Source organism: Paenibacillus sp. BT-177 (genome assembly GCF_025846815.2).
GTDB classification, from domain to species: Bacteria; Bacillota; Bacilli; order Paenibacillales; family Paenibacillaceae; genus Paenibacillus; species Paenibacillus polymyxa_C.
Window position 1 is genome coordinate 806,260 of record NZ_JAOYTP010000002.1, and the last position, 24,640, is coordinate 830,899.

The window sequence follows — 24,640 nt, forward strand, 5'->3', positions numbered from 1 at the left end:
TCTCATATAAAGAGAGCGCTAACAATTCAGTTAACCGATTATAAGATTACACTTTTGTAACTTTTTAATGACTGTTTTTTAACTATTTATAATCCTAAAAAATGATTCATATGTCCCACGCTTTGACATGCATCTATGATCTTTTTTAGCGTGCGACCAAAGCCTCTATTTTAGGAAATTGGAAATACTTATGTATAAAAAAGAAAGGATAATAAAAAAACAGAGACCTGAAAGGTCCCTGGAAGCAATGTGAATCCATGTGATTATTCAAACGGATACTGAAGTCCCCACTGTGAACGAATCTGATCCATCAATTTCATAATTCCTAATGATTCATCCAAAGAAATAGTAGAACTTTCGAGTAAACCTTCGTTCAAGCAGCGCCCGACTTCTTCTGCTTCAAAGGCATAGCCTGTAGAGGAGCGATCATCCTGAAAGTTTTGCACCTCTTTACCATCCACAACTAAAGTAGCCGATGTACTATTCAGGAATGACGGAATGTGAATATAGCCCTTGGTTCCATGGATATAAGCCTCATTCGTCAGCCCGAGACGAACCGCCCCGTTAAGCATAGCCGTGCGTCCTTTTCCATAATCCAGCATGATCGAAAATGTCTCATCAACGCCCGTTTCCCCGATATGGGCGGTACTCCATACATGCTCTGGCTCGGGACCAAAGATCATCGAAGCAAAAGAAACGGGGTAAATTCCTGCATCTAATAATGCCCCTCCGCCCAGCTCGGGATTCAATAATCTTCCCTCTGGGTTCCAGTCTATACGAAAACCGAATTCCGCCTTCACCAACTTCACTTCACCAATACGTCCCTCATGTATCCACTCCCGCACTTGGCGAATCGGTGGCAAAAAACGTGTCCACATTGCTTCCATCAGGAATAGCTTATGATCACGCGCATAGCTGATTAGTTCCTCCAGCTCTTTGCTGTTGACGGTGAAGGGTTTCTCACACAAGACGGCTTTGCCCGCTCGAAGAGCCGCTAGAACATTCTCTTTATGAAAAGGATGAGGGGTTCCAATGTAAATCGCATCGACTTCGGAATCTTGCACTAATTCCTCATAGCTACCGTATGCCTGTGCTATTTGATGTTTGGTTGCAAATTCGGTAGCGCTTTCAATATTGCGTGATCCAACGGCGTATCCTTCTCCACTCGTAACATGCTGCAAATCAGCAACAAACTGATCTGAGATCCATCCCGTACCGACAATTCCCCATTTTATCTTTTTGCTCATACTTGTATCCCTCCCAGTTGTATAGTTAACGTAGACTTACACGATCTTCTTCATTCTAGCAAACACCTGCCCTAAACAAAAGAAATTCCTGTTCGCCGACAGTTTGTATTGCAGCTCGGCAGAAAGGCAGCGAGGCGAGCACGAAGTCAGTTTTGAGCAGGAATTTCCTTCAGGATCGTCTTGGTTCAGGCTATTTATTGAATGGTGTATTTGTAAAATTTTGTATCCACTTTCATAATTGGAAAGTCCATTGGCAATTCATCAGGAGCAATACTAACAAATTCATTCTTCTCATAAAATCGATGAGCTGCAACGAATTGCGGTGTTGTTCCAAGATAGATTCCTTCAACAGACCGTTTCTTGGCCCATTCTATAGCATACTGAAGTAATTGATTCGAAACATTGAAGGCTTTGCCTCTATAGTTTTGTTTGACAAACATTTTTCTGAGCGCCGTCTTATGGTTTCCGATATCTAGCAAGGCAACCGTCCCTACTACGATTCCTTCACTAAGAGCCACCCAGAAGTTTCCGTTACCATGCTGATAGAAGTTTTCAATATCAAGTAGATCAGGCTGATCTTCTTTAGTTATGGCGATATTATATTCGTTTTGTTGAATATGTAAAATTAAATCGACAACTTGCGATTGATACTCAGTTGCGTACTCTTTTAAAAGGATGCTATTTACCATCGCTGTATTCTCCTATTATCGTCAATTGTGATGTCGTAAGCTTCCCGCCAAAACACAGAGACAACCTTTTATGTATATCTCCTTATTCGTGCTTGATTCGTACCTTGTATTAAATAACTCAACCTCCGCAGCTAAACTGAGCTTCCATCTGTATAGTCGATTGAAACCTTGTCTAGGTGCGAACGTTGAGTTAATTATGATTTTCTCTATATTATAATTTCTATCCTACGCTTGAAGCTGTGCAAGAATTTGCGGATCCTTGATCTTCTGATCCTCAGCCAGCAACGCTATTTTGGATAGAATCTCGGCTGTTCTTGGATCCTCATCCAGAAACGGTAGGAAGATGCGCCCACGATGCTGCGAATGCACCGGAATAATGTGCAGTGCTCCCTTCGCTTGCTTGTAGACCCCACCGCTTCCGAGGTGGACCGCATACTCGCCAAGATTCCCATCTATACGCGCATAATTCCCATCTAAGCGTACATTGCTAATTTTCAGCAGACGAAGAGATTCCTGTACAATGACCTTACGCATTTCAACGGTCGTCAGACTAGCCTCTGGATCAACGCCGCCTACATGAGCAACACTGACAACCAGATCCACGTCCCGCATAACTTCAGAGAACAGAACAGGGGGAACCTCCTCCAAAGGCACGCTCTTATATGTTGTCCGATCAAAGAACTGCACGGTCTCCAGTGTAGGAGCCTCAGTGTCCGCTGGTGAGAACCAGTCGGCCATGGCATACAGGTTCGCAATCAGATTCTCGGCATAGAACACCTTTTGGAGTCCGTCCTCATAGCTGACCGTCCATTGGCGACCTTTTAGTAGAGATACCGTTTTATTCGGCTGTACCTGGTGTCCCGCATACCGACGGGAAACTGTCGCGTTAGCACGTTCATCAGCATTCAGCAGATACAGCTCACGGAACACCTGTTTAAATGGCTGGCGTATCTGACGGTCGAATAGGTCCTTCTGGAATTCACTCCAACGACCACTTTCGTACAAATGAAGTGGATGTGCGATAATCAGCTTATCTTCTTCTCCAATAGTATGCTGTTCAGCAGAAGGAGCAGTCAACGCTAACGTATCCCCGTTAAAATATCCAAGGTGATCGCCAGCCTTGAAAACCAGTGTCCGCACCAGCGGAGCAAGCACAGGATTGCCTAGCAGTCCTCTCAATTCCTTTACCATAAAGGTCGTACCAGACTCCATAGAGCGCTCCAATTCTTTGCGAGCTCTGCGATATTGGTCTACCAGATCTCCTTTAAGTTCTTTTAACGACGTAACATACTCATCCTTCTTGAAACGAGCCGGAATGGATTTCAGCGTCTTCCCTTTGCTGACAATTTCAATATCTGCTGCTCCTTCATCATCAATAACGAGTTGTATCGTTGTAACCTCATCCAAGGCCTGGGGCTCAAAATAAGAGCGGAGATCATCCAGCTTGCGAGCTTCCATGTCCCAGACGAGACGGGTTACGTCATCATAACCTGCGTTACGTGCCAAATTCCCGAGCGCAATCCGTGAAACCAGTGCCTCACTAGCCTTACGCTGTGCCCCGAATTTTTTGCTTTGTTCCAGAAACTTCTGGATAAAATCATAACGTTCGCGGACATCTGATTCAGGCGGCTCTGCAAGTGGAATCAGACTATAGGTCAACAAATGGTCTTTGTTTCGCTTGTCTTCCACTGATTTTTCCATTTCACTCCGTTTCAGCTTACCCAGCGTCGCATCCGCAAACAACTGGGAGCGACGATGATTGGCTCCAGCCGAAATATACTTGGCACAATCGTACAGCAGATCAAATCGTTCCTCGCCCAACGTCTCATAGGCCTCATGAAACCAGTGAATATCGAAGGCACCATCATTAAAATCCTGCGGAGCTATCGGTGAGTAATGAGCTACAATCGTTTCTTTCTCAGCCGAAAAGCCTTCATTGATATGCGCATGGAAGTACCATGCCGCACTGCGAAGACCTTCCCATCCGAGATAACCTGCTACAATCTCAATCCACTGCGGGGCATACATTGCCGCCTCCAGCAGACGTTTATCTGTAATTTTAGTGTGTTTCAGCTTTTCCTTGAGCAATGCAGCATCCTCGCCATCACTTGGATAACATGCCTTGAGCAAGTGGCTGAACGATTCCTTTTTAGTAATACGATCACCGTAGCCATACACATAACCACGCATGAACGTTTCCTTGTCGAGACCCTCCAGAATACGGATAAAATAATCCATGCCTTCAATCCGGCTCAAACCCATCACCTTTGGTGTGGCCTCGGTAGGCAAGTCGCCTCGAACCAATTCAACCTCCAGCAGTCGATCAATAACCGTACGACGTATCTCCAAAAATTCTGGTTTGCTGGAAATCCATGTATTACGGGCATTGGTTAAGGTACTCATATGACTTCTGCTATCACTACTGGCCAGCAGCTCCCGATACACTTCACCTACACCAATCAGCCCTTTTTCATAGGCTTTGAAGTAATCCTCCAGATCCAGCGGAGAATAAAAACGATTTTCCATGCCTGGCCATTCTGCGTAGTTCACAAAGGTATGGAAAAAGCGCTTAAAGGACTCATTATCATGGACTCGCCCTTTCTCCAATGCCACCCACGGGCCGGACAATAAATGAAACATTCCCATATCCTCTACAGGTCTATCCTTAGGCATGCTCTGCATTAGTGAATTGAAGGCAAGGTCGATTACGTCAAATGTTTCGGCTCCGGCTGTGTCCATAAAATAAGCATTAATTAATGTGCTTACCTGATCGGTATAGGTCAGCTCTGCCATCCACTTTTGAACCTCGTTAATCCGCTCTAAAGGATACATTTGCTCGGCGAAGTCTTTACGCCATCCTTCCAGCAGCTTGTGCTTGCTTTGTTCTGAATAGCCAAAGTTAAATGAGAAATATCGATAGTAACGATCCAACGTTCGGTCCATAGGCTCCAATCGATCATAAAAAACAAGCTCCAGCAGTTCACGCGCTTCTATGCCGCATTCCTGCAAATAACGGTCCCATTCCTCGTAAAGAGGATATAAAGACAGCCTGGAATCTACTTCTTCATCGACCTGAATCATCCGTAGAGGGCGAAGGTTCGTCCCAATAAGCAATGTATCTTTGTAGCCTGAATAATACTCCGCAGTATATTCCACATCACGATGATGATGAACCAGTTCATCCAGTCCATTCAAGAACTGCTTGAGCTTCTCCAATGGGCTAACAAAAACATCGGCCATTCGGAAATCACCCAGATCAACTTTCTCTTCCAACCAAGCTTCCTTGACATTCGGATCGTACAGGCCAAACCCGTTTGTCCCTGTATAAGCATCCTCCTGTCCCAACTTGGACAGCAGTTGCTCCTCTTTGGCGGTGGGTTGCTGAATGATATCCGCCAAAGACCGCAGGCTTTCATATTGCTCGGCACGATCAGGATCTGCATATATCTTCGTCAAAATTTCCAGGCCACCCAATCGTTGCAGTTCCGCCTTAGCACGAAGCAAGCGCTCCAAAGAGCCAGCAAGCGGCTCTTCCGATTGTGAAAGCAACACACCGATGACACTTTGTCGCAACGAGCCTGTCTTGAGCTTTAATAAGGCTTCCATTTGCTGCATTTCTGGTTCCGACAGCGTCAGCTTACGCGCCTTAGCCACAGCGAACTCACGGATACTCATACTTTTGTCAGACAAGCTGGAAAAAATAAAATCACGCTGTACCGCATCCTCAGGATTCTGCACAAAATGATTCAATATCTCGCCGCGCAGATTAGGGCTAATCTGATCCTTTAAGGCTATAATTTCCCCAATCCAGGAAGCGTCCATATCATAACCAGCGAGATACAGCATTTTTTGAATAGCTGCATCCGAGCGGTGATACAGATTTACATAATCCAGTACCTTGGAGGGCTCGGTAGACTCTCCCTTTTTCATATGTACAAACAGGTTATGAAGTCGTTCAAAATCCTTACGACGCTCCTCTTTGCTCTCCAACAAAGGAGTGCGCGCCACTTTAACGATTCGATCCGCGACCGTCCCGCCTTCTACCCATTCATAAAAATAATCAGTTGTATAGTTCGTGAGTATCCAATAGCGAAGCTCCGGATCCGTCTCATCCAGATATTCTCTAGCAATTCCGAGGCGCAGATCCTTGTTTTTAGTATTAGACAGTACATATTGTGCTACGATCTTCTGGTAAGCTGCTCCCTGCTCCATAAGTTGGCGAACCTGTCCATACAAGTCACGTTCCTCATGTACTGCTGTAGCCCACAAACTCGTATACAGTTCGTTAGCATTTGAGCTGGTCAGCCATTTCTGGCGCAATTCACTGCGAGTCAATGCTTCATATGCCTGCTCGATCAGTTGGCGAACGACCCGCTGATTCGCGGATTCCAAGCCCATGCCCGTCCAGACTGCAAGCGCCCGCACCACCGAACTGTAACGAATGAAGCCTTGGTCGATGATCACCTTTAACAGATAAATGAGAGCCTCTGGAGTTCCTTCATCCATTTGCTCCACAATGCTTTGGCGCAATCCCTCCTGAAGCTTGGCCGCTGCCAGCAGCTCGCCAATCATATGATAATTCTCTTCTTGATGGCTCAGCAGCATGCCTTTAATCATATTGCGCGTAAGTAGCGCCGCCTGATTATCCCCATAAATAATAGCTTTTAGCGCCTCAAGCACCTGTGAATTGCCGTTGTCTAGCTCGTAAGCAATCCAATCACCAATCGTTTCCTGAATTCGGTAATCCCTGCCTGGTTCATAGTCTTTTTTCGTTAAATAATCCATTATAGAGAATCCGATACAGTCCATTCGGATCAACTGCACCATTTTTTTATAAATTTGGGAAGTATGAGCGGTAATATCCGAAGTGCGAAACGGTCTGCGCTCATATCCGGTGCTGTATGGATATTCAGTCACATGCTCTGTTAGATGTGCGAACACATTGCCGGCTGTTTGTCCAATTAGAGCACGCAATACCTCTGCCAGTGGCTTGAACAGCCGTTCTCCGCTTTCTGCCGCCCGTTCTTTCAATATTCGCTGACATTCGATAAATGGCTCCTCGACCTCTTGTATGTAATGAAGCTTACCCAGTTCCACAACATACTGAGCCAACTCCTGTTGTTGTCCACCCAGTTGCGCCGCGCGCTCTTTCAGTGTGGCGAAATATTCTTGCTCATTGTTCTCCTGATGCATATTTCGTCTCCTCCTCTACCATAAGCCTCCAGCCAACATTGTGAAGCGTATAAATACAATCTCATCCCCTGCATGAAGTGACAAAGGAGCATCCAGTTCAATCGCTTCCTCATCACATATAAAAACTCTGTATAATCCATCTTCAAAGGCCTGCATCGCCGTGTTCACGGCATCCTCAATATCAGGAACACCATCATTATATATGGAACCAAATCCTACTTTGCCTTTCTCGCCTTGTGCCTGAATTTCCTCTCCCGTGAGGAACGGAATCAGCGCGACACTCTCCTGCTTTTCCCGTAGTTTCTGAACATTCAGGGCAACGTTTGCAGTAATCAAATCTCGCAATGTTTCTGGAGTAGGGTTCAGCTCTATTTCGTGTCGTGCGAGTGCGGGCTTGCGCTTTCCCAAACTTTTTACAGTTACAAACAGCTTCATATCGTTTCCCTTCCTTGTTTATTCACACTTTTTACCCGTTGTCTGCTGAATTTCTCGACCCTCATACAAACATCATTAATAAAACGAAAGACGAATGTTTGTTCGTATAATTATTTTAATATGTTCCTTATCATTACTCTATCGCCCTTAATGACCAAAATTCACAGCGTTGTAACACCCCAAATCTTAAAAAACAAGACTTTGTACCCTGTTTTCGATGAAATTTATCCATATTAAGGGTGAAAAAGAAAAAGACCTGCACAAGGGAGACCATCTGCTTTTCACAGACTTCACTCCATTATACAGGTCAAATATCATCATAAAATAATGTTTCAATACTTATTTATTTAAAATGCTGGAACAACGCTATCTTTGTAATTGTCCTCAAAAAATTTACGTACTTCCGGTCCGGTCATTCGTTTTGCCAGCTTTTGAATGGCATCAGAATCTGCATTATCCTTACGTGCTACCAAATTAATGGCAAAGTGCGTATCATCTTTTTCGGTAATCAGTGCGTCCTTCTTCGGTGTCAGACCGAGCGGCTTGGCATATGCGGGATACATGGCAGCCATGTCCACATCATCCAGCGACCGCGCCAGCATCAACAAATCCACTTCTCTAAACACAAACTTTTTCTTATTCTCAATAATATCAGCCTGTGTAGCATTATAGCCTACGCCTTCTTTAAGCTTGATCAAACCGTTTTGCTCCATCATTACCAAAGAACGTCCCGTATTGGCCGGATCATTGGCAATGGCAATCGTCGCACCTTCGGGCAGGTCTTTAACGTTCTTGTATTTTTTGGAGTACGCGCCATAAATGGCGTTATAAATTGGTTTTACTGCTACCAAATCAGATTTGTTGCTTTCATTATATTGTTGCATAAACGGTGCATGCTGAAAGAAGTTAGCATCCACTTCGTGGCTTGCCAATGCGTTGTTCGGTTGAATATTGTCTGACAGCACAACAATTTCCAGATTGACTCCGTCCTGTTTAAGCAGTGGCTTCACGATATCCAGCACATCTGTCATCGGTGGGATTAGCGTTGCTACTTTCAAGGTTACTTCTTTTTGGGAAGCTGCTTCTTTAGTTGTTGTTTCTTGTGTAGCCTGCTTTTGACCACCGCATCCGGCAACCAGCAGCATAACGACTGCAAATAGTGTAAGTAACTTCAAGTTCGTTTTCATGTTGTTTTTCCGACTCATTCGATGATGAACCTCCAAATTAGTTGTGATTGGGAAGATAAAAAATGAGTTACAGTGGGAGATTGAGCCGCTTCGCGTGCAGATTGTTCTTCCGATCGCTGTTGAAATGGGATTCTCATTTAAAGTGATGATAGGTTAGAATCCCATTTCAAAGGCGAACGCTAACGCTTCTCCAGAACAATTCTGCCCGCTCCGCTTTTGAGGTACTGTAAAGTCATTTTTATTTCCCATAGTGAGTTGTGCAAGTGTTAATGAAGAGATTCATAAACCTCTTACCGCTTATCAATCCGGCGGGATATGGTGCTTCCTGTGAACTGGATCGTTTGTACGAAAATAATCATGACGACGATGGTGAACGCCATCAAGCCTGTTTCGAACCGCTGGTAACCATAGCGAATGGCAAAATCGCCTACCCCGCCGCCGCCCACAATGCCCATCACCGTGGAGTAGGAGATGAAGCTTATGGTGGACGTGGTCAAACCCAGTACTAGCCCGGAACGGGCTTCCACGTACAGAAATTTAAAAATAAGCTGGAGGGTGGATGCTCCCATAGAAGTAGCGGCTTCAATCACACCCTTGGGCACCTCAAGCAATGACTGCTCCACCAGCCTCGAATAATAGGCGATGGCCACCACTGACAAGGGAACCGTAGCAGCCATCGTGCCCAGCGCCGTCCCTACGACCAGACGTGTAAATGGAATCATAAACACGACGAGCAGCAAAAACGGGAATGAGCGGATGACATTGACCACACTGTTCAGAATGGTGAAGAGCAGTCGGTTTTCATATTTTTGCCCTTTGCCGCACAAATACAAAATCGTTCCTGCCGGAAGCCCTAACAGTACAGCTGCTGCGATGGAAATCCCCACCATGATAAACGTCTCTCCGATGGCTTTCCATATCTCAGACTGATATTGCGCAATGATGCTTAGCATTTCATTCATCAGCTTCACCTGCTTTCGCTGTTGAACCTACCGCAGCATCAGCTACACGTTGCGTTGAAAGCAGCTGTCCGTCCCGCATTTCTGATACATGGGTACAAATGTTGCGTACCACGTCCATATCATGCGTGACGATTACAATGGTAACTCCCAGTTCACGGTTGATCTCCCGTAACACGCCTAGAATATCCGCAGTCGTCTGCGGATCAAGGGCCGAGGTCGGCTCATCACAAAGCAGCACCGCAGGACGATTCGCCAGTGCTCTGGCAATCGCCACACGTTGCTTTTGGCCTCCGCTCAGTTGTGCCGGATACTGTTCTGCCTTATCCGCTAAACCGACGAATTGCAGACATTCGCGCACGCGTTCCGCTCTCTCTTTTTTCGCGACACCTGCCAGCTCCAACGGCATTGCTACATTTCCACTTACCGTCCGATTGTGAACAAGATGATAATGCTGAAAAATCATCCCTATGGATCGCCGAGCTTCACGGAGACGTTTTTCCGGCATGCGAGTCAGATCTTCCCCGTTCACAACCACGTTTCCCTCATCCGGTCTTTCCAATACATTCATCAACCGTAGCAACGTAGATTTGCCGGCACCGCTGGCACCTATGATACCGTGAATTTCCCCCTCCTCCACTTGAAGGGACACGGATTGAACCGCATGAAATGGGCCGCTTGAGGTGGTATAATGCTTGCTTACCTGATGCAGCGTAATCATGTAACTTTGCCTCCTGATGATCCATTACTGCGGGAAAATGTAATAAGCCCGCCAGCCCAGGCGGGTCTGTACGAGCCGTCAATTCCCATTGCATTAATATACCACAGAGCAGAAATCGGGCAAAGCCTTTTGCAACAATTAACGTACATCCCATACCCCTACATAAGGAAAGCAGGTACCAAGTCCCCAAGCCAACATCAGCAGCACCACAAAATAAAAAATAAATATAATATCTACAGCCGAATAGCCGATCGCATAATAATACGTGCGCTTGGTTTCATTAGCAAAACCCTTCGCTTCCATGGCAATAGCAATGCGCTGTGCACGCCGGATACTTTGAGCAAGTAGCGGAATGGCGTACCTGCGGAGCGTGGCGTACATATTCCATTTGGACACATGCTGGTGTAAACCTCGAATACGGTGGGCATGTCTCAAAGCCTGAAATTCCTCCAGCATCATCGGCATCAACCGCATAGCTGCCAAAAAGCTGTATGCATACTTGGGAGGGAGCTTCCATTGCTGCATCAGTGAATAAAAAAGGCTCACCGGACGAGTCGTTAAACCAAACAGCAACCCTGCCGCGGCCATACTCAGTGCACGAAAGCCCAGATGCATGCCTCGGAAAAAGCTTTCCTGCGTAATATGGATCAGGCCCCATGTCCACCAGGTCGTCACTCCCTTGCCAAACATCATCATGCCTGTTGAGGTTGAAATAAACACCAATATAAAGGGGGATCCGTACAGGAGCAGCCGCTTCCATGGATGGCCTGACCAGACAAGCAACAGCAGCATAGCACATGCAACATTAAACATAACGTTCGGATCATGGATGACTATAACAATCACAAACAGCAGGGAAAACATCACGAGCTTTAGGCCCGGGTTTACGCGATGCAGCCATGTTTCATGATGAGGAAAGGACAGGCTCATACTGTAGTTCCCCTTTCTGAATCCGCCATACATCGGTACAATATCGACGGACAATTTCCGGGTCATGCGTAACCATCACAATGGCCGTGCCTGCCGCTCTCAGCTGCTCCAACATATCCAGCATGACAAAGGTATTACGCGCATCCTGCCCAAAAGTCGGTTCGTCCAGCAGCAGCACTTCCGGCTCCCGGATCATAGCCGTAGCAATACTCAACCGCCTTTTTTGACCCAACGAAAGCTGATACGGATGGCGTTCATCCAGCCGCTCCAGTCCGAACTGTATAAGCATTCGATCCACTCGTTCCCTACACTGTTCAGCTGTAAACAGGCTCTTGGGTAACGAATATTCCAGTTCACTTCGTACGGTGTTCGCTACAAATTGCAGCTCTGGATTTTGAAATGCAAACCCAATACGCTCAGCCAGTTGCTCCGTATTGCCTGCCTCAGCTCCGCACACGCAATAACGACCCTGCGTGTGAAGTAAACGCATCATAGAGAGCAGAAGCGAGCTTTTGCCAGCCCCGTTTTCACCGACCACGCCAATCCAGTCGCCAGGCTTCACCTGCGCTTGCTCCACATAAATGACTGTGCTCAAACCCCGGAGTCCGCTAAAATGTTCTAGCTCCAGCAAATCCGTTGTAGGTGCTGAGGTGGACGGACTATCCGTATGCCCTCCATCTTTCTGCTGCGTCACAGACTCTCTCCAACGCGGCGAAGACGATTCATCCCATATCCCCGGATACCACACGCCATACTCGGATAATGCCTGCCGATGCACATGAAATACTTCTTCCGCCCTTCCGTCCGCAATCATTTCTCCTTGATCAGAAAGCACCACAATCCGATCCACATCCTGGACAATTTTATTGATTTTATGCTCTACAATCACCAGCGTCTGGTCTGCCGAAATGTTGCGAATGGTATCCCACACCTGTGTCGTGCCCTCCTCGTCCAACAAAGCTGTCGGCTCATCCAGAAAAAGCACTTCCGGCTCCATAGCCAGCACAGATGCAATCGCCAGCCGCTGTTTCATTCCCTGTGACATGCTGGCAATGGGCAAGTGTATATCATCCGTCGATAGACCAACCTGCATTAGCAGCTCGCGAATACGGGATGGCATCTGCTCCCTTGGAACCTGTTTATTCTCCAACACAAAAGCCAATTCCTCGTCTACATACGACATACAAAACTGCGTGTCAGGATCTTGAAATACAATACCAGAGAGACTCGGGATCACAGCAGCATCGTATTTCATAGGCACTTCTATCGTGCGTGGAATCAGTCCGCTCAGCACCTGAAGCAGCGTTGATTTGCCGCATCCGCTTGGACCCAGCAGCAGTAGCTTTTCCCCTTTGCGGACAGATAAGGACATATTGTGGAAAAGCAGCTCTTGCTCACCGGGAAATTTCAAACGAAGACGGGTGATCGAAGCCACCATATCTTCGTTGGCCGCGCTCATCAATCCAGCCCCTTATAATCTTGTTCCGTTGCCGGTCTCAAACTTCGCGTAACTCCGGTTACCTCCAGCGCCTTAGCCAGATAGAAAGCGAATACCCCAGCAATCACAATACTGCCAATCATCCGAAATCCAATATACAAAACATAGTTCCAGGTCGATAGCTGATCAATATACCCATAGCTGAAGTCTAAAATCAAAGAAGTGACAGCCGCCCCTGCCGCAGCTAATGAAGCGACCCACAGGTTTGCGTTCCGATACAGAAAAGCCGCAAAGAACAGCTCCGCTCCCAAGCCTTGCAGCAGACCATAGTACAAGGTGGACATGCCCCATTCGCTTCCCAAAAAAGCACTGACTGTGGCCGCGGCCACTTCTGCCAAAATCGCAACTCCCGGCTTGCGAATGATAAGATAAGCGAACGTGCCAGCCATAAACCACATCCCATACATCAGTTGCTCAGCGTGTAGACCGAATGGTTTCATTAAATCATAGGCAGGTCCCCATATTTTGTAGACCAGCCCGAACACCACGGAGATTACAATCGTGACCAAAATATCAGTCAGCTTCAACCCTTTGGACGCTTTTACATTCGTATTCATTGTTGATACGCTCCCCTTTTTCGTTAAAATAGGCCTTCTGGCCATAAAAAAAAGCCTGTCCGGAGCTGAATCTCCAGGCAAGCTTTATGCGCAGTCATAAAATGATCACCATACATTATCAGTTGTCGACATATCTCATATAGCACAGTAGTCTACTGCACTGAAACCAAGCCAAAGCCAGGTACAAAACAAGACACGTTTGTCCGTGCAACTTTTTACAGACCCGCAGCTCGTTAACTTGATATATGATATGAAACGAATCCATCGACTAGCCGCCACCAATAGGCGGTAATCCTGTTTCTTGTATAGTGTTCTAGGTTTCTCTACGCTGGCATTACCCAGATCAGATTTCACGGTCGGCGGCAAGGGCCACCCTCTCAGCCTGACTATCTCAAGCTCCCGACAATGCTTTTTAATTCACTATAATATATACCACATCTAGGGCTTTGACAATCCTATAATCCGAAGAAACGTTTGGCTGTTTCTGTCGTCGCGATTTCGATCTCCATCATGCTCCGGCCTGTGCACTCAGCAATCGTAGCGGCGATGTGAGCGAGATACATCGGCTCATTACGCCCTTCTTTGGGCTTCACAGGCAGATTACGCGGGGTCAGAAACGGAGCATCCGTTTCAATCATCAACCGGTCGAGCGGAATATCCCTCACCAACTCACGCAGATGCTTGCCGCGCCGCTCATCACAGATCCAGCCTGTGATACCGATATACAGTCCCATTTCCACATACGTATGCAATTCCTGAGCAGTGCCAGTAAAACAATGCACCACCGCTTTATCGACAAGCTCTTGATGCTCTCGTAACATAGAGACAAAATCCTCATGCGCATCTCGTTCATGCAGAAATAACGGCATATGTAGCTCACCCGCCAGTTGAATCTGCTCTCCAAACCATCGGCGCTGTACATCACGCGGAGAAAAATCACGGTTATAGTCCAACCCGCATTCTCCTATGGATACGACCTGCGGCTGAACCGCGAGTTGGCGGAGCTGTTGAATCGTATCTATGCTGCAATTTTTGGCATCATGGGGATGCACGCCAGCTGTAGCATACAGCTGACCAGGATAACGCGCTGCATACTGAGCGGCCTCTCGACTACTGCGAACACTGGTTCCAGTAATAATCAACGGTGTAATCCCTACAGCCGCTGCTCTCTCGACCACCTGTTCCCGATCTGCATGAAACGAACGGTGCATCAAGTTCACACCAATATCAATTAACGGTGTACTCCTATCCATCTCAATCCCTCCTTTCGCAAACTACAATCTCGGATCAATCGGCTCCGATTCCAGAGATAGCGCGGCCAGGACGCATTCATGAATACGCTCCACCGTATCCTTGCGGACAAAACGTTCCACGCCCTCCATGCCAAGCGCTCCTTCCATCAAGGCATGACGCTCCTTTTTGTTCGTTCGACGCTGCTTCAGACGTTTTAAATTCTCAGGGACAAGATAATCCATACCGTAAATGATGTGCAAGTACTTCCGGCCTCTCACCTTGATTGCAGGCTGAATCATCTTGTCCCGATTTTTCATCAAAAAGCGTTCCGGCTTGATCACAATGCCCTCATGACCATCCTCTGTCATCTCATTCCACCAGCGAATGACCTCTTCCTCGCTTGTTTCATCCGTGATGACACGATACTCTGTCTCCATAAACAGAGAGGACAGTCCTGCCAGCTCCCGGTTGTGCTCCATATGCCAAATATGAGATTGGTCAAAAAACGTCTGTCCGCTGTGGGCCAGTGTATGAAACGGTGCAATACGAATTTCATCCAGACCGTCCACATCCCAGCAATATTTTTGAAAAGCCTCTTGGAACGTTACGGCATTGCCATATTTCCGTTCCATTTCCTCCAGCCAGTCTCCAACCTCTCGGCCTGCAACCTTCGCCTGCTTCAGCTTGTCTACCAGCTTACTGCGATCCAGCAGAGCTGCTTCACCCACATGCGCATACTGTGCAGCAATCAGTTCCCGAGCCTTGAGATTCCACGGTACAATCTCTGCATCCAGCAATACAAAATCCGTCTGGTTCTGTTCAAAATATCCGGCATCCACTAGATCCGCATTCAGTTTCTCCAGCACCTGCTTCCCAAAGCCTGACTCAAAGAAGGGTCGTCCGCTTCGGGTGTAGATCGTGCCCAATGTCGGGTAGCCTACATATTCAACAGCAGCCTGTTCGTTTTTGAATAATAGCAAAATCGCCCGACTACCCATATGCTTTTTCTCCGCTACCATCGTTTGTACGCCTTGACTGCGATAATAAGCTAGCGCTTCACGCGGATGCTCCAGATAACCTTCCTCTTCGGAAACCTTGGGGGCAGGACTCATAGTGGGCGGAATGTACACCAGTTCCTCCATCGGTACCGTCACATGTGACACGGTATCTATAGCGGTTTTGACCGATTCTCCTTGAACGCGCACTTCGCCATACGATTCCGTCAGCACACTGTAACCAGCGATGAGCTTACGTAAATTCGGCGGGGAAAACCGTTTTCTCTGCCACCGGACAAGTGGGCTATCGGGATCATTCGCATAATTCTCATGAGCCGGAACGCTGACAAATTCCTTTTCCGGATAACGATAAGCGGTCAGCATACCACCAAATACCACACCTTGATCAATATTCACCGTCTGATTGACAAGGGTAGGCTGCGGTCTCGGATCATGTCCCCATACTACTATTTCTCCCGATTCATGGTCTACGAACCAATCTTTGCGGATTGGTTTTCCGTCTGCATCCTGACCTTCCGTATCTCCATAACGACAGTAATCAGAAATACGTGCCGACTGTTTGCCAATAAAATGATCCTTGATCCCCGCATGAGTCACAACTACGTGCCGCAACCCGTTTCTGCCGAAAATAAGATGAGAGGGTGCATGCAGCAGAAAATCCCTCAACTCGCCTCTAAGCTGTTCCGCTGCTGCCTTGCCCGCTTTTTGTTCATATTGAACCATTTCCTCTGCAAATCGTTCATCTCCATGATTGAGAGTTACTTTTCTTCCATCAAGGTAACGACCGATTTTCCAGCCATGATTGCTGTCAATCATGTAGGCGAGTCCAGCATCCACGTGCTTTTTCCAGAACTGCACCGCTAATAACGATTCTGGGCCACGGCTCATCACATCTCCGACAGACACCAGTCTTCTGCCTTCTGGATGATGGTATAGTCCTTCCGTATCTTCCATATATCCGAGCCGCTCTAGCACTTCCAGCATCTCCCGGTAGCACCCGTGGATGTCACCAATGATATCAATGCCTGCACCCATATCATGAAACAGCGGCTGAGCACGGCGGGCGAAGTTAAGCTTTTCTACATCCTTGAGGACATAACAAGCGTTAAAACCTTCTTCCCGGATACCGCGCAGGTTCCGCTTTAACAGCTGTGCCTGCTGCTTGACCCGTTGGCGACCACGCGGATGCGCCCTACCTGCATCACGTTCCAGCAGCACAGATTCGGGCACATCCAGCACCAAGGCCATCACTGGTACATGCGCTTTGGCTGCCAGCTGTACATATTTCTGGCGGTCCTCAGCATACAGATGGGTGGCATCCACAACCGTCAGCTTATTCAGACGACAGCGCATTGCCAGAATGGTATCCATCGCTTCAAACGCCTTGGCTGACATCTGCTGGTACTCATAAAACAGCACGTCCGATTCCAGCCTTGGAAGTCCGCGCCAGTCTATAAATTCCGTATCTCCGACCAGCTGGCGAAAATGATCTGAGGATACCACTTCCGTTTTCAATAGAATCCCTTCGCTCACCAGCCTGTCCAGTAAAGTGGTTTTGCCACTATTCGAGGCCCCTACCAACACAACCAGTCCAGCATGCGGTAGATTAATCGTTCGTTCGGATGAAATGCTCATGAATTCTTCGGCTCCTTTCTGCGCGTAAATACAGCCATTTGGGTCGGTTGTCCAAAGCCTTCGACCTCTTCTCCGATCCCTTCCAGCGCTAATGAATAAGGAGCTTCCTCAATCCATTGCTCGCATCGTTCACGAAACTCGTTTCTGCTCCATTCAAAACGGTGATCGCCATGCCGCAGCTCTTGCTGATCCATACGATACACTTCATTATATTCGCGATTGGGAGTCGTCACGATCAGCATACCTGGCTGATATTCTGTCATAATCGTATTCATCACCCGGTTCAGACGATGCTCATCCACGTGCTCAATGACTTCACACAGGATCATCACATCTTTCCCTCGCAATTGTTCATCATAATAAAAGAGAGAGCCCGTCATAGGTGTAGGGCGAATTGCGTCGGCATGCCTTTCCAGCTTGGCAAAACGCTCCACAGCCCTCACCTGTGCATATGCAGACGGCTCCACAGCCCAAATCTCTTCAATGTCCTTCATTCGGGCCAAGCGAGCCGAAAGCTTCCCTTCCCCTGAACCAAAATCCACGATTTTCTGTCTTCGGGGCAGCTTGCGAATCACATCCATAATGGCTTGATACCGCAGCTCATTGAGCCGTACAGTAGGCTGTTGCGTCCCTTCCTCCTGTGGCTGTTCTTGCTTTTGAATCTGTTGGTGCTTATCCTTTTGAGCTTGGACAGTATCCTTTTCAATATGTTTTTCAGTACCTGTTTTAGTAGAATCAGATTGCTCAAATTGCTCAATCAGATTGGTAAAATGAAGTGTGCGTCGAATGATGAGCTCGCGTAGTGGATGCGCTGACAACCAGCCTTCACCGTAACGTCTCAGCTTATCAAACTCTTCTTCGCTAATATAGTAGTGCTTATAATTATCCAACACTGGAATCAACAGCAATAACTGACGCAGCGCATATTGCACCGTCTGATGACCACTTAGCGTGACATATCTGACGGTGCTTCGATTTTTCAGCTGAAAAGAATAATCCGCTTCCCCTCGTTCTATGGTCACTTGATAGCCCAGCGGCGCAAATAGCCCCTCCACCACAGCATCTGGCAAATCCGACGCAACAGGCCCAAACGATAACTCCAATGCAAAAGGATGCTTCACCCATGCTGCATAGTCTTCCTTGGGTTTGCCGTTCAGGGCCGTGCCAAGCGCGCCGCGAATATAGGTACAGAACAAGCTACTGGTTACAAACTCCCGGTCATTAATATATTGTGTAATATCATAGCTATCTGGACTGTTTTTGACCAAATCTATCGAATCTGGCGAAGCCTGAATGACGATTTCTGCCTCTTCCTCGGTAAACACGGTGTACACCATGCGTACACGCGCACCCTTTTCCGTGCGATCATACGTATTATAGGGATTTTTGGCAAGCAAATGTGAAATCATCCCGGCATTATTTCCGGTTGCTTTTAGCGTGATATGCATACTCTACTTCTCCCTCCCAACTTATGTTTTCCATACTTCATTCACCGCAGCGCGGAACATATCATCCAACTGTTGATCCCGTCCGCCCTCCATATGCTGAAGCAAAGGCGCCTTCTGTTCAAAGTAAGCAATTTGCTGCTTGATAAAATCATTCACCACCGAAAGCTGTGGCTCCACATCCAGCTCCTCGCCCGCTTTTTTACGTTCCAGCAAATGTTCGATCACCTGATAAAGTTCGGTATCAGCCGGAATGAATTCCTCCAGCAAGTCTACGAATTCCATCGGAGGCATGCTGTTGTATCGTTCAATCCAGCCACAGGCCAGCAGCGGGCGCAGCACGTAAAAATACTTTTTAATCTTCACCTGTTCACCTTGCAAATAATCCCGATAATTTCCCCGCGCCATATTCAGATAATGGTACATACAGGACTTCGGAGAGAAGGTTAACGGCGAGATCGCACGAATCTGATCAGCCACTGAATACTGCTCCAGATAGGGAATCGGAGATTGCAGCCATTCCAGCAAAGGCGGATTGGATTTGCGAAACAAATTGAGCGCCTTTTTCAAATCCCAGCCGTTTATATCCAGCAAATCGCTGATTGGCCGTTCAATCACATCCCGCTTATCAAAAATAGATAAATACCATTCTATGGGTCTTACATAGATAAATCGTACATCATAGTCACTGTCCTGTGAAGGAAACCCCCATGCCCGACTGCCTGATTCACAGGCGTATACAATGCGCACCTGTTCCTCCTGCTCCAACGCCCGCAGCTCACGCAAAATCGTTTCGCGCATTTCCGGTTGAATGAAACCCTGCCCATGCTTCACATCTGTCATGTTGTTCCCTCCCTTATCATTAAAGTAATTCCCGAATCTGTTCTCTAATCGACTCCTCCATTTCAGCTACCGATAAGCGGCGAAGACGCTCTGTCGTTTCCTCTCCCCACATCTCAGAAGGCCATTCCTTGAGTACATGAAGCGCTGCATGACGATTGGAGGTCACTGGACTCCAGAGTCCGGCAGCAACTAGCTCTTGCCCCATTCCTTCGTAAGAAGACAATTGCTGAAGCAAAATACCCAGACACTGATGCGCTTCATACTCCGGTCCAAAGCCTGGCACATCAGCAGGACCAGAAGCAATCTCTTCCAGAGGCAAGCGCTTTTCTGCAAAAGCCACCAGCTTACGAGCCCGTTGTTCATCCTCTGTCCTGATGAGTTCAAAGTACAGATTAGGCTTGACTGGGTATTGGCTTAATTGATCAAATAGCACGGGCCATACATCTAGTGCTAGCATTCGAGCTACACGAATGGCATAGTGGAGATGCGGTGAATTTGCATGCTGTAGCTCCTGTTCTACCGGCTTTACCCACTGTGGATCGTCCATCATCTGCTGGCATATCGACGCGTAACGTTTACGCAATTCCGGCGTCCATTCATGCTCATAACGTGCCTCCCATGAATCGTCTTCTTCACCCAGAAAATCCGCAATATCCATGATGATCGTAAAATGCTTCACAGTCGTACACATGGCCTTAGCATGGCGAAGGTAGTTGCCTATGACCATAGCGGCATGCTCATAATCATCTATACTTTCCGCAGGTCCGCCTGCTGCCAGCAAAGCTGATAGAATATCACCCGCCCCGTCAAACAAATCCTGATCAATGTGCGGTACAGCGATGGCTGTATGCAGTTCGCCTTTATGAGCGCACTCATAAGCAAGATACTCATACATGACATTGTTGCGGAATCCTTCCCGTAATAACCAATCACGTATTTCCTGCCGTGTCGGCTCCAGCCGTTCTACTACGTGAATACGTCCCCAGCCATGTACCTGTGACGCTAACCTATACAACTGCTCGTTGGCCTGCTCCGAAATATTACGGATAGCTACAGCCGCATATAGCGTGAATTCATCATGCTTGGCTAGTGTTAAAATAAGCTCGTGGTGCTGATCCGTCTCCAGCAATCCAAGCAATGCAATGCCAAACTTCACCACATTACGATGTGCTCCGTGTTCAGCCAGCCAACGTGCTTCTTCATACAATCGATCCGGCTGAATTGCTGGATGCTCCCGCACCGCATCTAGCAGCGGATCAATCAGGCTGAGTGCATTTTCCTCCATCAAGCGTACATACGTCTCACGTCTCGTCTTCATCCCTGGCTTGCGGCATTGTCTGGACAACAACTGCGCCAGATCCTTAATTTTGTCAGTCTCTCCATCTCCGCCAGCGCCGTGATGCCCAAACGCTCCATCCAGCCCTCCTGCCACCCAACGCATCTTGTGACCTGCCCAGTATTCTTCATCATCTGGCAAATGATCATCCGTAAGCCTGCCCTGAGGGTCCAGTCCCTGCTTAATCGTTTCATAAATCGAAAGCTTACCTACCCATGGATATAACACTTCATTTTTGAATCGTCCAAACATGTTGTATCACCCTTCTGTTATGTATTGCTTCTTACTTATCGTGCTACCTTATATCCCTATAATCCTTTATTTTGGAAGTCATGAACATGGTGAAAGTATTACAAAGATGAATAAATTACCTTTTTCCTGCATCCCTACCCTGTTAGAATAAAGGGATACTTATTTTCGGAGAACGGCTACAGAAACGGGGAATGCATCATGGCGAGAGAGAGTTTTGATAAAGAAATTCAATTCCTGCGTATGCTCACACTGACAAGCGGCGCTTATAATCGGCAGCAATTTGCAGACAGACTTGGCATTTCGGTACATACCTTTGATAAAACGATCCGGCGCCTCAAGGAAATCGTCCAATCCGTACAACAGCAGTTGCCTGCGGAACAGGGACATGATTTTAATGAGATGCTGCGCTTTAATTATTACGAATCCGCTGATCCATTGCTGTTATTTCTATTTCGGGCCAAATCGCTCAAGGAATCGGAAAGCGTCCGCTTATCCCTTCTGCTGACAGCGCTACAGTCACAGCCTATGACCACCATGGAACTGTTGGATGCTTGCTGCAATGGCCTGCCTTCCGACAGTTCACTGCCAGATGAGAAAACAATCCGTTCTGATCTGAAATATCTGGTCGAAGTCGGCGTGGTTCGTAAGGAGCCTGGCGGCAGACCTTATCGCTATGCTGTCCGCAATGATCTGGTGACAGAACTGACGGATGAGGAATTACTGGACTTATATGATTTTGTGGACATTATGGCCAACACCCAGCTCCCCTCTGTGCAGGGATATCTGCTACGAGATCATCTTAAAAAAGCTATGCGCCGTCAGCTCGGAGATCGTGAGATGGCAGAGCCTTTTTTATATAAATACCATTATTATTCACGCATTCTGGACGAAGCCCATATTCATCCGCTTCTGCATGCCATTCGGCAACGTCGCTGTGTAAGCTTTTTATATTTTTCGGCGTCCAAACGAAGCATGTACGGGTCACAGAACACAAACCCACGGTTTGAAAAAGAGACCGAAGGCCGTGAACATACCATTCTACCCCTGCAAGTCATCTATGATCATCAATACGGACGTTGGTATGTGCTTGGTCATGTAGGCGGCAAAGGAATCATGAAGTTTCGTATGGAGGGCATGACTCAATTGGTGGAGGGCAAGCCTGTCCCAGAGCAGCTTTATGCCGACCTGTTAGCCGTGCTGGAAGAAAAAATGCGGTACAGCTGGCTTGTTGATACGGGTCGTCCCGTGAAGGTACGGGTACGTTTTTTTAATCCTGAGGGTGCAAAGCGCAACTTTATCCGGGAACGTGTACTGTCACAGGGACAATGGGGTGCGATTACGGAGGAAGAAAGTGAATCCTTTATCTATGAAATCACAGTGAATGGAATCACTGAGATCAAACCATGGATTCGCAGCTTCGGATCAAGCTGTGAGGTATTGGAACCCCAGCGGCTGCGTAAGGAATTCAGACAGGAATGGAAGGAGCTGCAAGCCTATTATGAGCCTATTCGAGAAAATATTTAACTATCAGATCGTTTCACGACTGGATGAATCGGGCGCTTTTGCTACCACATCGCAGGAAAGAGTCTGGCTTAAGTCCATGCTTGCAGACTCGGCAGCGACAGAGGCTTTTACCCCCTCTACACTTGATAAGCTTCGGCAATTACTTGCAGACGACGAGCCTCTGGAGGCTGATGGCAGCCTGCGCGAAAAAGCAGGGGTTCCTGCTGCTTCAGTTTATCATCCACTCCTGCGTGAATTGCGTTCCATTCTGCGATCCCGTTCAGGCATCTGTATGACCTACAAACTGCGCAATGGACGCCTGCATGAGCGAATGTTCGGATTCCCATATAAGCTGGAGTTTTCCATGGTCAAAAAAGAATGGAGTCTGCTGTGGTATAATCGCCGCCACCGCGCATTTATGTCCACCAAACTGTCCAACATCGTAACCGTTACGGAGGATGAGATCCGACCTGAAGAAGCCGAGACGTTTACCCAACGAATACTCGGTATACTGGAGTCACGCAAAGAACAGGGCATCATCGAAATTATTCCTGTATATAACGGTGAAATGTCTCGTATTTTATATGCTTTTTCCTGTTTTGAAAAGGAGGTCGAATATGATCAGGAAGCAGATACCTATCGTATTACGCTCACTTTCCAGGCAGACGAATGTGAATATGTGTTATCCAAAATCCGCTTCCTCGGCAAACGTGTCAAGGTCGTTCAAGGCTCTCGATTAATATCGCGAATGAAGGAAACAACAGCCAAGGCCCTCGCACGATACGAAGAGGAATAGCTGCTGAAGAAATATAGGATGAATCCAAGTAAAGGCCCTCCCTCCGTCTGCTAATGAGACGAAAGGAGGGCCTGTTAAACGAGTTATGGCAAGGCTTGTCCGCGTGCACTGACATACAATTGATACCATTCCTCACGGGTCATCAGCTCGCTCTGGCGTTCTGCATCCTGACACGCTTTGATTCGTTCAGGATTGGCGCTGCCAATGACAGCCTGAATCCGTGCCGGATGCTTCATCAGCCAGCCCAGGACGATCGCTTCACGTGTCGTCCCCTTTTCAGAAGCTAGCTTCTGCACCAGTTCTGCCGTCTTACGGATGTGCTCAGGCTCTCCTTCCAGAGAACCTCCGCTAAAACGTCCCTGCGCCAGCGGTCCCCAAGCCTGGAGCTGAATATCCTTAGTTTGGCAATATTCCAGCAATCCTTCGCCAAAATGTACATTCGTCCCTGCCTGCTGGTTCACGTGTACGGTCTGATCTATAAAATGCAGATGTGCCAGGCTCATCTCCAGCTGATTAACAATCAGCGGCTCCGTTAGGCTACGCTCCAGAAAACAAATTTGGCTTACATTCATATTGGAAACGCCAAAATGCCGTACTTTGCCGGATGTCCTAAGCTCACTGAACGCCTTCGCTACTTCTTCCGGCTCTACCAGCGGATCGGGACGGTGCAGCAGCAGAATGTCTAAATACTCAGTACCCAGACGCTTCAAGATACCATCTACGGACTCCATAATATGATCATATGAGAAATCAAAACGGCCTGGGAGCGTGCCATCCGGCAAAAAAATGCCGCATTTGGACTGAATGACGATTTGTTCACGCAAGCCGGGCTGTCCCTTTAAAATCCGACCGAAAATTTCTTCCGCTTTTCCCATACGATAGATATCCGCATGATCAAACATCGTAATCCCGATGGATTGTGCAGCTTCTACAGCTCTCTCCGCTTCAACGACATGCTCCTGTGTATACGGTGCATGGCTCCATTCTCCACCAAAAGGCATGCAGCCAAGCACCAGCCGACTATCGGAGATTCCACGTTTCTGTAAAGGCATAATTTTCATGCTGCTCCTCCTTGAACCCTCAAAGTATTCCTTGCTTCATCTACATTCGAATAGTTCGTGAAACCGCCATCACACACCTATTTTACCACTTACTTACGGTCGTG

General features: G+C 47.5%; 18 protein-coding genes. 2 read left to right on the forward strand and 16 right to left on the reverse strand.

Features of this window, described 5'->3' with window-relative positions; genetic code table 11:
* Positions 1-263: 263 nt before the first annotated feature.
* The 15 genes from OIU26_RS09865 to OIU26_RS09935 form a co-directional block, all read right to left on the reverse strand.
* Positions 264-1,247, reverse strand: a complete 984-nt coding sequence (locus tag OIU26_RS09865) for a Gfo/Idh/MocA family protein (RefSeq protein WP_264216690.1) — start codon at positions 1,245-1,247, stop codon at positions 264-266.
* Between the two features lie 194 nt (positions 1,248-1,441).
* On the reverse strand, positions 1,442-1,936 hold the full coding sequence (locus tag OIU26_RS09870) for a GNAT family N-acetyltransferase (RefSeq protein WP_264216691.1): 495 nt from the start codon (positions 1,934-1,936) through the stop codon (positions 1,442-1,444).
* A gap of 225 nt (positions 1,937-2,161) precedes the next feature.
* Positions 2,162-7,129, reverse strand: a complete 4,968-nt coding sequence (locus tag OIU26_RS09875; protein ID WP_264216692.1) for a DUF4132 domain-containing protein — start codon at positions 7,127-7,129, stop codon at positions 2,162-2,164.
* A 15-nt stretch (positions 7,130-7,144) separates the two neighbouring features.
* Positions 7,145-7,564: a hypothetical protein gene (locus OIU26_RS09880; protein WP_264216693.1), complete on the reverse strand. Its 420-nt coding sequence runs from the start codon at positions 7,562-7,564 to the stop codon at positions 7,145-7,147.
* A gap of 347 nt (positions 7,565-7,911) precedes the next feature.
* Positions 7,912-8,769, reverse strand: a complete 858-nt coding sequence (locus OIU26_RS09885; protein WP_013369586.1) for a MetQ/NlpA family ABC transporter substrate-binding protein — start codon at positions 8,767-8,769, stop codon at positions 7,912-7,914.
* Between the two features lie 272 nt (positions 8,770-9,041).
* Positions 9,042-9,713 carry a methionine ABC transporter permease gene (locus OIU26_RS09890; protein ID WP_013369584.1) on the reverse strand — a complete coding sequence of 224 codons (672 nt, stop codon included), beginning with the start codon at positions 9,711-9,713 and terminating at the stop codon, positions 9,042-9,044.
* Positions 9,706-10,431, reverse strand: a complete 726-nt coding sequence (locus OIU26_RS09895; protein WP_264216694.1) for an ATP-binding cassette domain-containing protein — start codon at positions 10,429-10,431, stop codon at positions 9,706-9,708. The genes OIU26_RS09890 and OIU26_RS09895 overlap by 8 nt, the downstream gene beginning before the upstream one ends.
* Positions 10,432-10,569: 138 nt before the next feature.
* Positions 10,570-11,361 carry an energy-coupling factor transporter transmembrane component T family protein gene (locus OIU26_RS09900; RefSeq protein WP_013369582.1) on the reverse strand — a complete coding sequence of 264 codons (792 nt, stop codon included), beginning with the start codon at positions 11,359-11,361 and terminating at the stop codon, positions 10,570-10,572.
* Positions 11,336-12,820: an ABC transporter ATP-binding protein gene (locus OIU26_RS09905; RefSeq protein ID WP_264216695.1), complete on the reverse strand. Its 1,485-nt coding sequence runs from the start codon at positions 12,818-12,820 to the stop codon at positions 11,336-11,338. The genes OIU26_RS09900 and OIU26_RS09905 overlap by 26 nt, the downstream gene beginning before the upstream one ends.
* On the reverse strand, positions 12,820-13,416 hold the full coding sequence (locus tag OIU26_RS09910; RefSeq protein ID WP_040102053.1) for an ECF transporter S component: 597 nt from the start codon (positions 13,414-13,416) through the stop codon (positions 12,820-12,822). The genes OIU26_RS09905 and OIU26_RS09910 overlap by 1 nt, the downstream gene beginning before the upstream one ends.
* A 455-nt stretch (positions 13,417-13,871) precedes the next feature.
* The gene (locus tag OIU26_RS09915; RefSeq protein WP_264216696.1) at positions 13,872-14,669 is read right to left on the reverse strand and encodes a TatD family hydrolase; all 798 of its coding nucleotides are present in this window, start codon (positions 14,667-14,669) and stop codon (positions 13,872-13,874) included.
* Positions 14,670-14,690: 21 nt separating this feature from the next.
* Positions 14,691-17,300, reverse strand: coding sequence for a polynucleotide kinase-phosphatase (locus OIU26_RS09920; RefSeq protein ID WP_264216697.1), 2,610 nt, complete (start codon positions 17,298-17,300; stop codon positions 14,691-14,693).
* The gene (locus OIU26_RS09925; protein ID WP_264216698.1) at positions 17,297-18,748 is read right to left on the reverse strand and encodes a 3' terminal RNA ribose 2'-O-methyltransferase Hen1; all 1,452 of its coding nucleotides are present in this window, start codon (positions 18,746-18,748) and stop codon (positions 17,297-17,299) included. Before OIU26_RS09925 ends, OIU26_RS09920 begins: the two co-directional genes overlap by 4 nt.
* Before the next feature lie 21 nt (positions 18,749-18,769).
* Entirely contained in the window at positions 18,770-19,588 is an 819-nt protein-coding gene (locus OIU26_RS09930) for a nucleotidyltransferase domain-containing protein (RefSeq protein ID WP_264216699.1), read from the reverse strand.
* Between the two features lie 19 nt (positions 19,589-19,607).
* Complete coding sequence (locus tag OIU26_RS09935) at positions 19,608-21,176, reverse strand: limonene hydroxylase (RefSeq protein WP_264216700.1); 1,569 nt, start codon at positions 21,174-21,176, stop codon at positions 19,608-19,610.
* 198 nt (positions 21,177-21,374) lie between these two features.
* Between OIU26_RS09935 and OIU26_RS09940 the strand changes: the two genes are divergently transcribed.
* Positions 21,375-22,700, forward strand: coding sequence for a WYL domain-containing protein (locus OIU26_RS09940; RefSeq protein ID WP_264216701.1), 1,326 nt, complete (start codon positions 21,375-21,377; stop codon positions 22,698-22,700).
* The gene (locus tag OIU26_RS09945; RefSeq protein ID WP_264216702.1) at positions 22,675-23,475 is read left to right on the forward strand and encodes a WYL domain-containing protein; all 801 of its coding nucleotides are present in this window, start codon (positions 22,675-22,677) and stop codon (positions 23,473-23,475) included. The genes OIU26_RS09940 and OIU26_RS09945 overlap by 26 nt, the downstream gene beginning before the upstream one ends.
* Before the next feature lie 83 nt (positions 23,476-23,558).
* Here the strand turns inward: OIU26_RS09945 and OIU26_RS09950 are convergent, their stop codons facing one another.
* Positions 23,559-24,536, reverse strand: coding sequence for an aldo/keto reductase (locus OIU26_RS09950; RefSeq protein WP_264216703.1), 978 nt, complete (start codon positions 24,534-24,536; stop codon positions 23,559-23,561).
* Between the last annotated feature and the right edge of the window lie 104 nt (positions 24,537-24,640).

Excerpts from the sequence above, each read along its gene's own strand:
- OIU26_RS09865 (WP_264216690.1), bottom strand. The coding sequence starts at position 1,247 with ATGAGCAAAAAGATAAAATGGGGAATTGTCGGTACGGGATGGATCTCA.
- OIU26_RS09870 (WP_264216691.1), bottom strand. The coding sequence starts at position 1,936 with ATGGTAAATAGCATCCTTTTAAAAGAGTACGCAACTGAGTATCAATCG.
- OIU26_RS09875 (WP_264216692.1), bottom strand. The coding sequence starts at position 7,129 with ATGCATCAGGAGAACAATGAGCAAGAATATTTCGCCACACTGAAAGAG.
- OIU26_RS09880 (WP_264216693.1), bottom strand. The coding sequence starts at position 7,564 with ATGAAGCTGTTTGTAACTGTAAAAAGTTTGGGAAAGCGCAAGCCCGCA.
- OIU26_RS09885 (WP_013369586.1), bottom strand. The coding sequence starts at position 8,769 with ATGAGTCGGAAAAACAACATGAAAACGAACTTGAAGTTACTTACACTA.
- OIU26_RS09890 (WP_013369584.1), bottom strand. The coding sequence starts at position 9,713 with ATGAATGAAATGCTAAGCATCATTGCGCAATATCAGTCTGAGATATGG.
- OIU26_RS09895 (WP_264216694.1), bottom strand. The coding sequence starts at position 10,431 with ATGATTACGCTGCATCAGGTAAGCAAGCATTATACCACCTCAAGCGGC.
- OIU26_RS09900 (WP_013369582.1), bottom strand. The coding sequence starts at position 11,361 with ATGAGCCTGTCCTTTCCTCATCATGAAACATGGCTGCATCGCGTAAAC.
- OIU26_RS09905 (WP_264216695.1), bottom strand. The coding sequence starts at position 12,820 with ATGAGCGCGGCCAACGAAGATATGGTGGCTTCGATCACCCGTCTTCGT.
- OIU26_RS09910 (WP_040102053.1), bottom strand. The coding sequence starts at position 13,416 with ATGAATACGAATGTAAAAGCGTCCAAAGGGTTGAAGCTGACTGATATT.
- OIU26_RS09915 (WP_264216696.1), bottom strand. The coding sequence starts at position 14,669 with ATGGATAGGAGTACACCGTTAATTGATATTGGTGTGAACTTGATGCAC.
- OIU26_RS09920 (WP_264216697.1), bottom strand. The coding sequence starts at position 17,300 with ATGAGCATTTCATCCGAACGAACGATTAATCTACCGCATGCTGGACTG.
- OIU26_RS09925 (WP_264216698.1), bottom strand. The coding sequence starts at position 18,748 with ATGCATATCACGCTAAAAGCAACCGGAAATAATGCCGGGATGATTTCA.
- OIU26_RS09930 (WP_264216699.1), bottom strand. The coding sequence starts at position 19,588 with ATGACAGATGTGAAGCATGGGCAGGGTTTCATTCAACCGGAAATGCGC.
- OIU26_RS09935 (WP_264216700.1), bottom strand. The coding sequence starts at position 21,176 with ATGTTTGGACGATTCAAAAATGAAGTGTTATATCCATGGGTAGGTAAG.
- OIU26_RS09940 (WP_264216701.1), top strand. The coding sequence starts at position 21,375 with ATGGCGAGAGAGAGTTTTGATAAAGAAATTCAATTCCTGCGTATGCTC.
- OIU26_RS09945 (WP_264216702.1), top strand. The coding sequence starts at position 22,675 with ATGAGCCTATTCGAGAAAATATTTAACTATCAGATCGTTTCACGACTG.
- OIU26_RS09950 (WP_264216703.1), bottom strand. The coding sequence starts at position 24,536 with ATGAAAATTATGCCTTTACAGAAACGTGGAATCTCCGATAGTCGGCTG.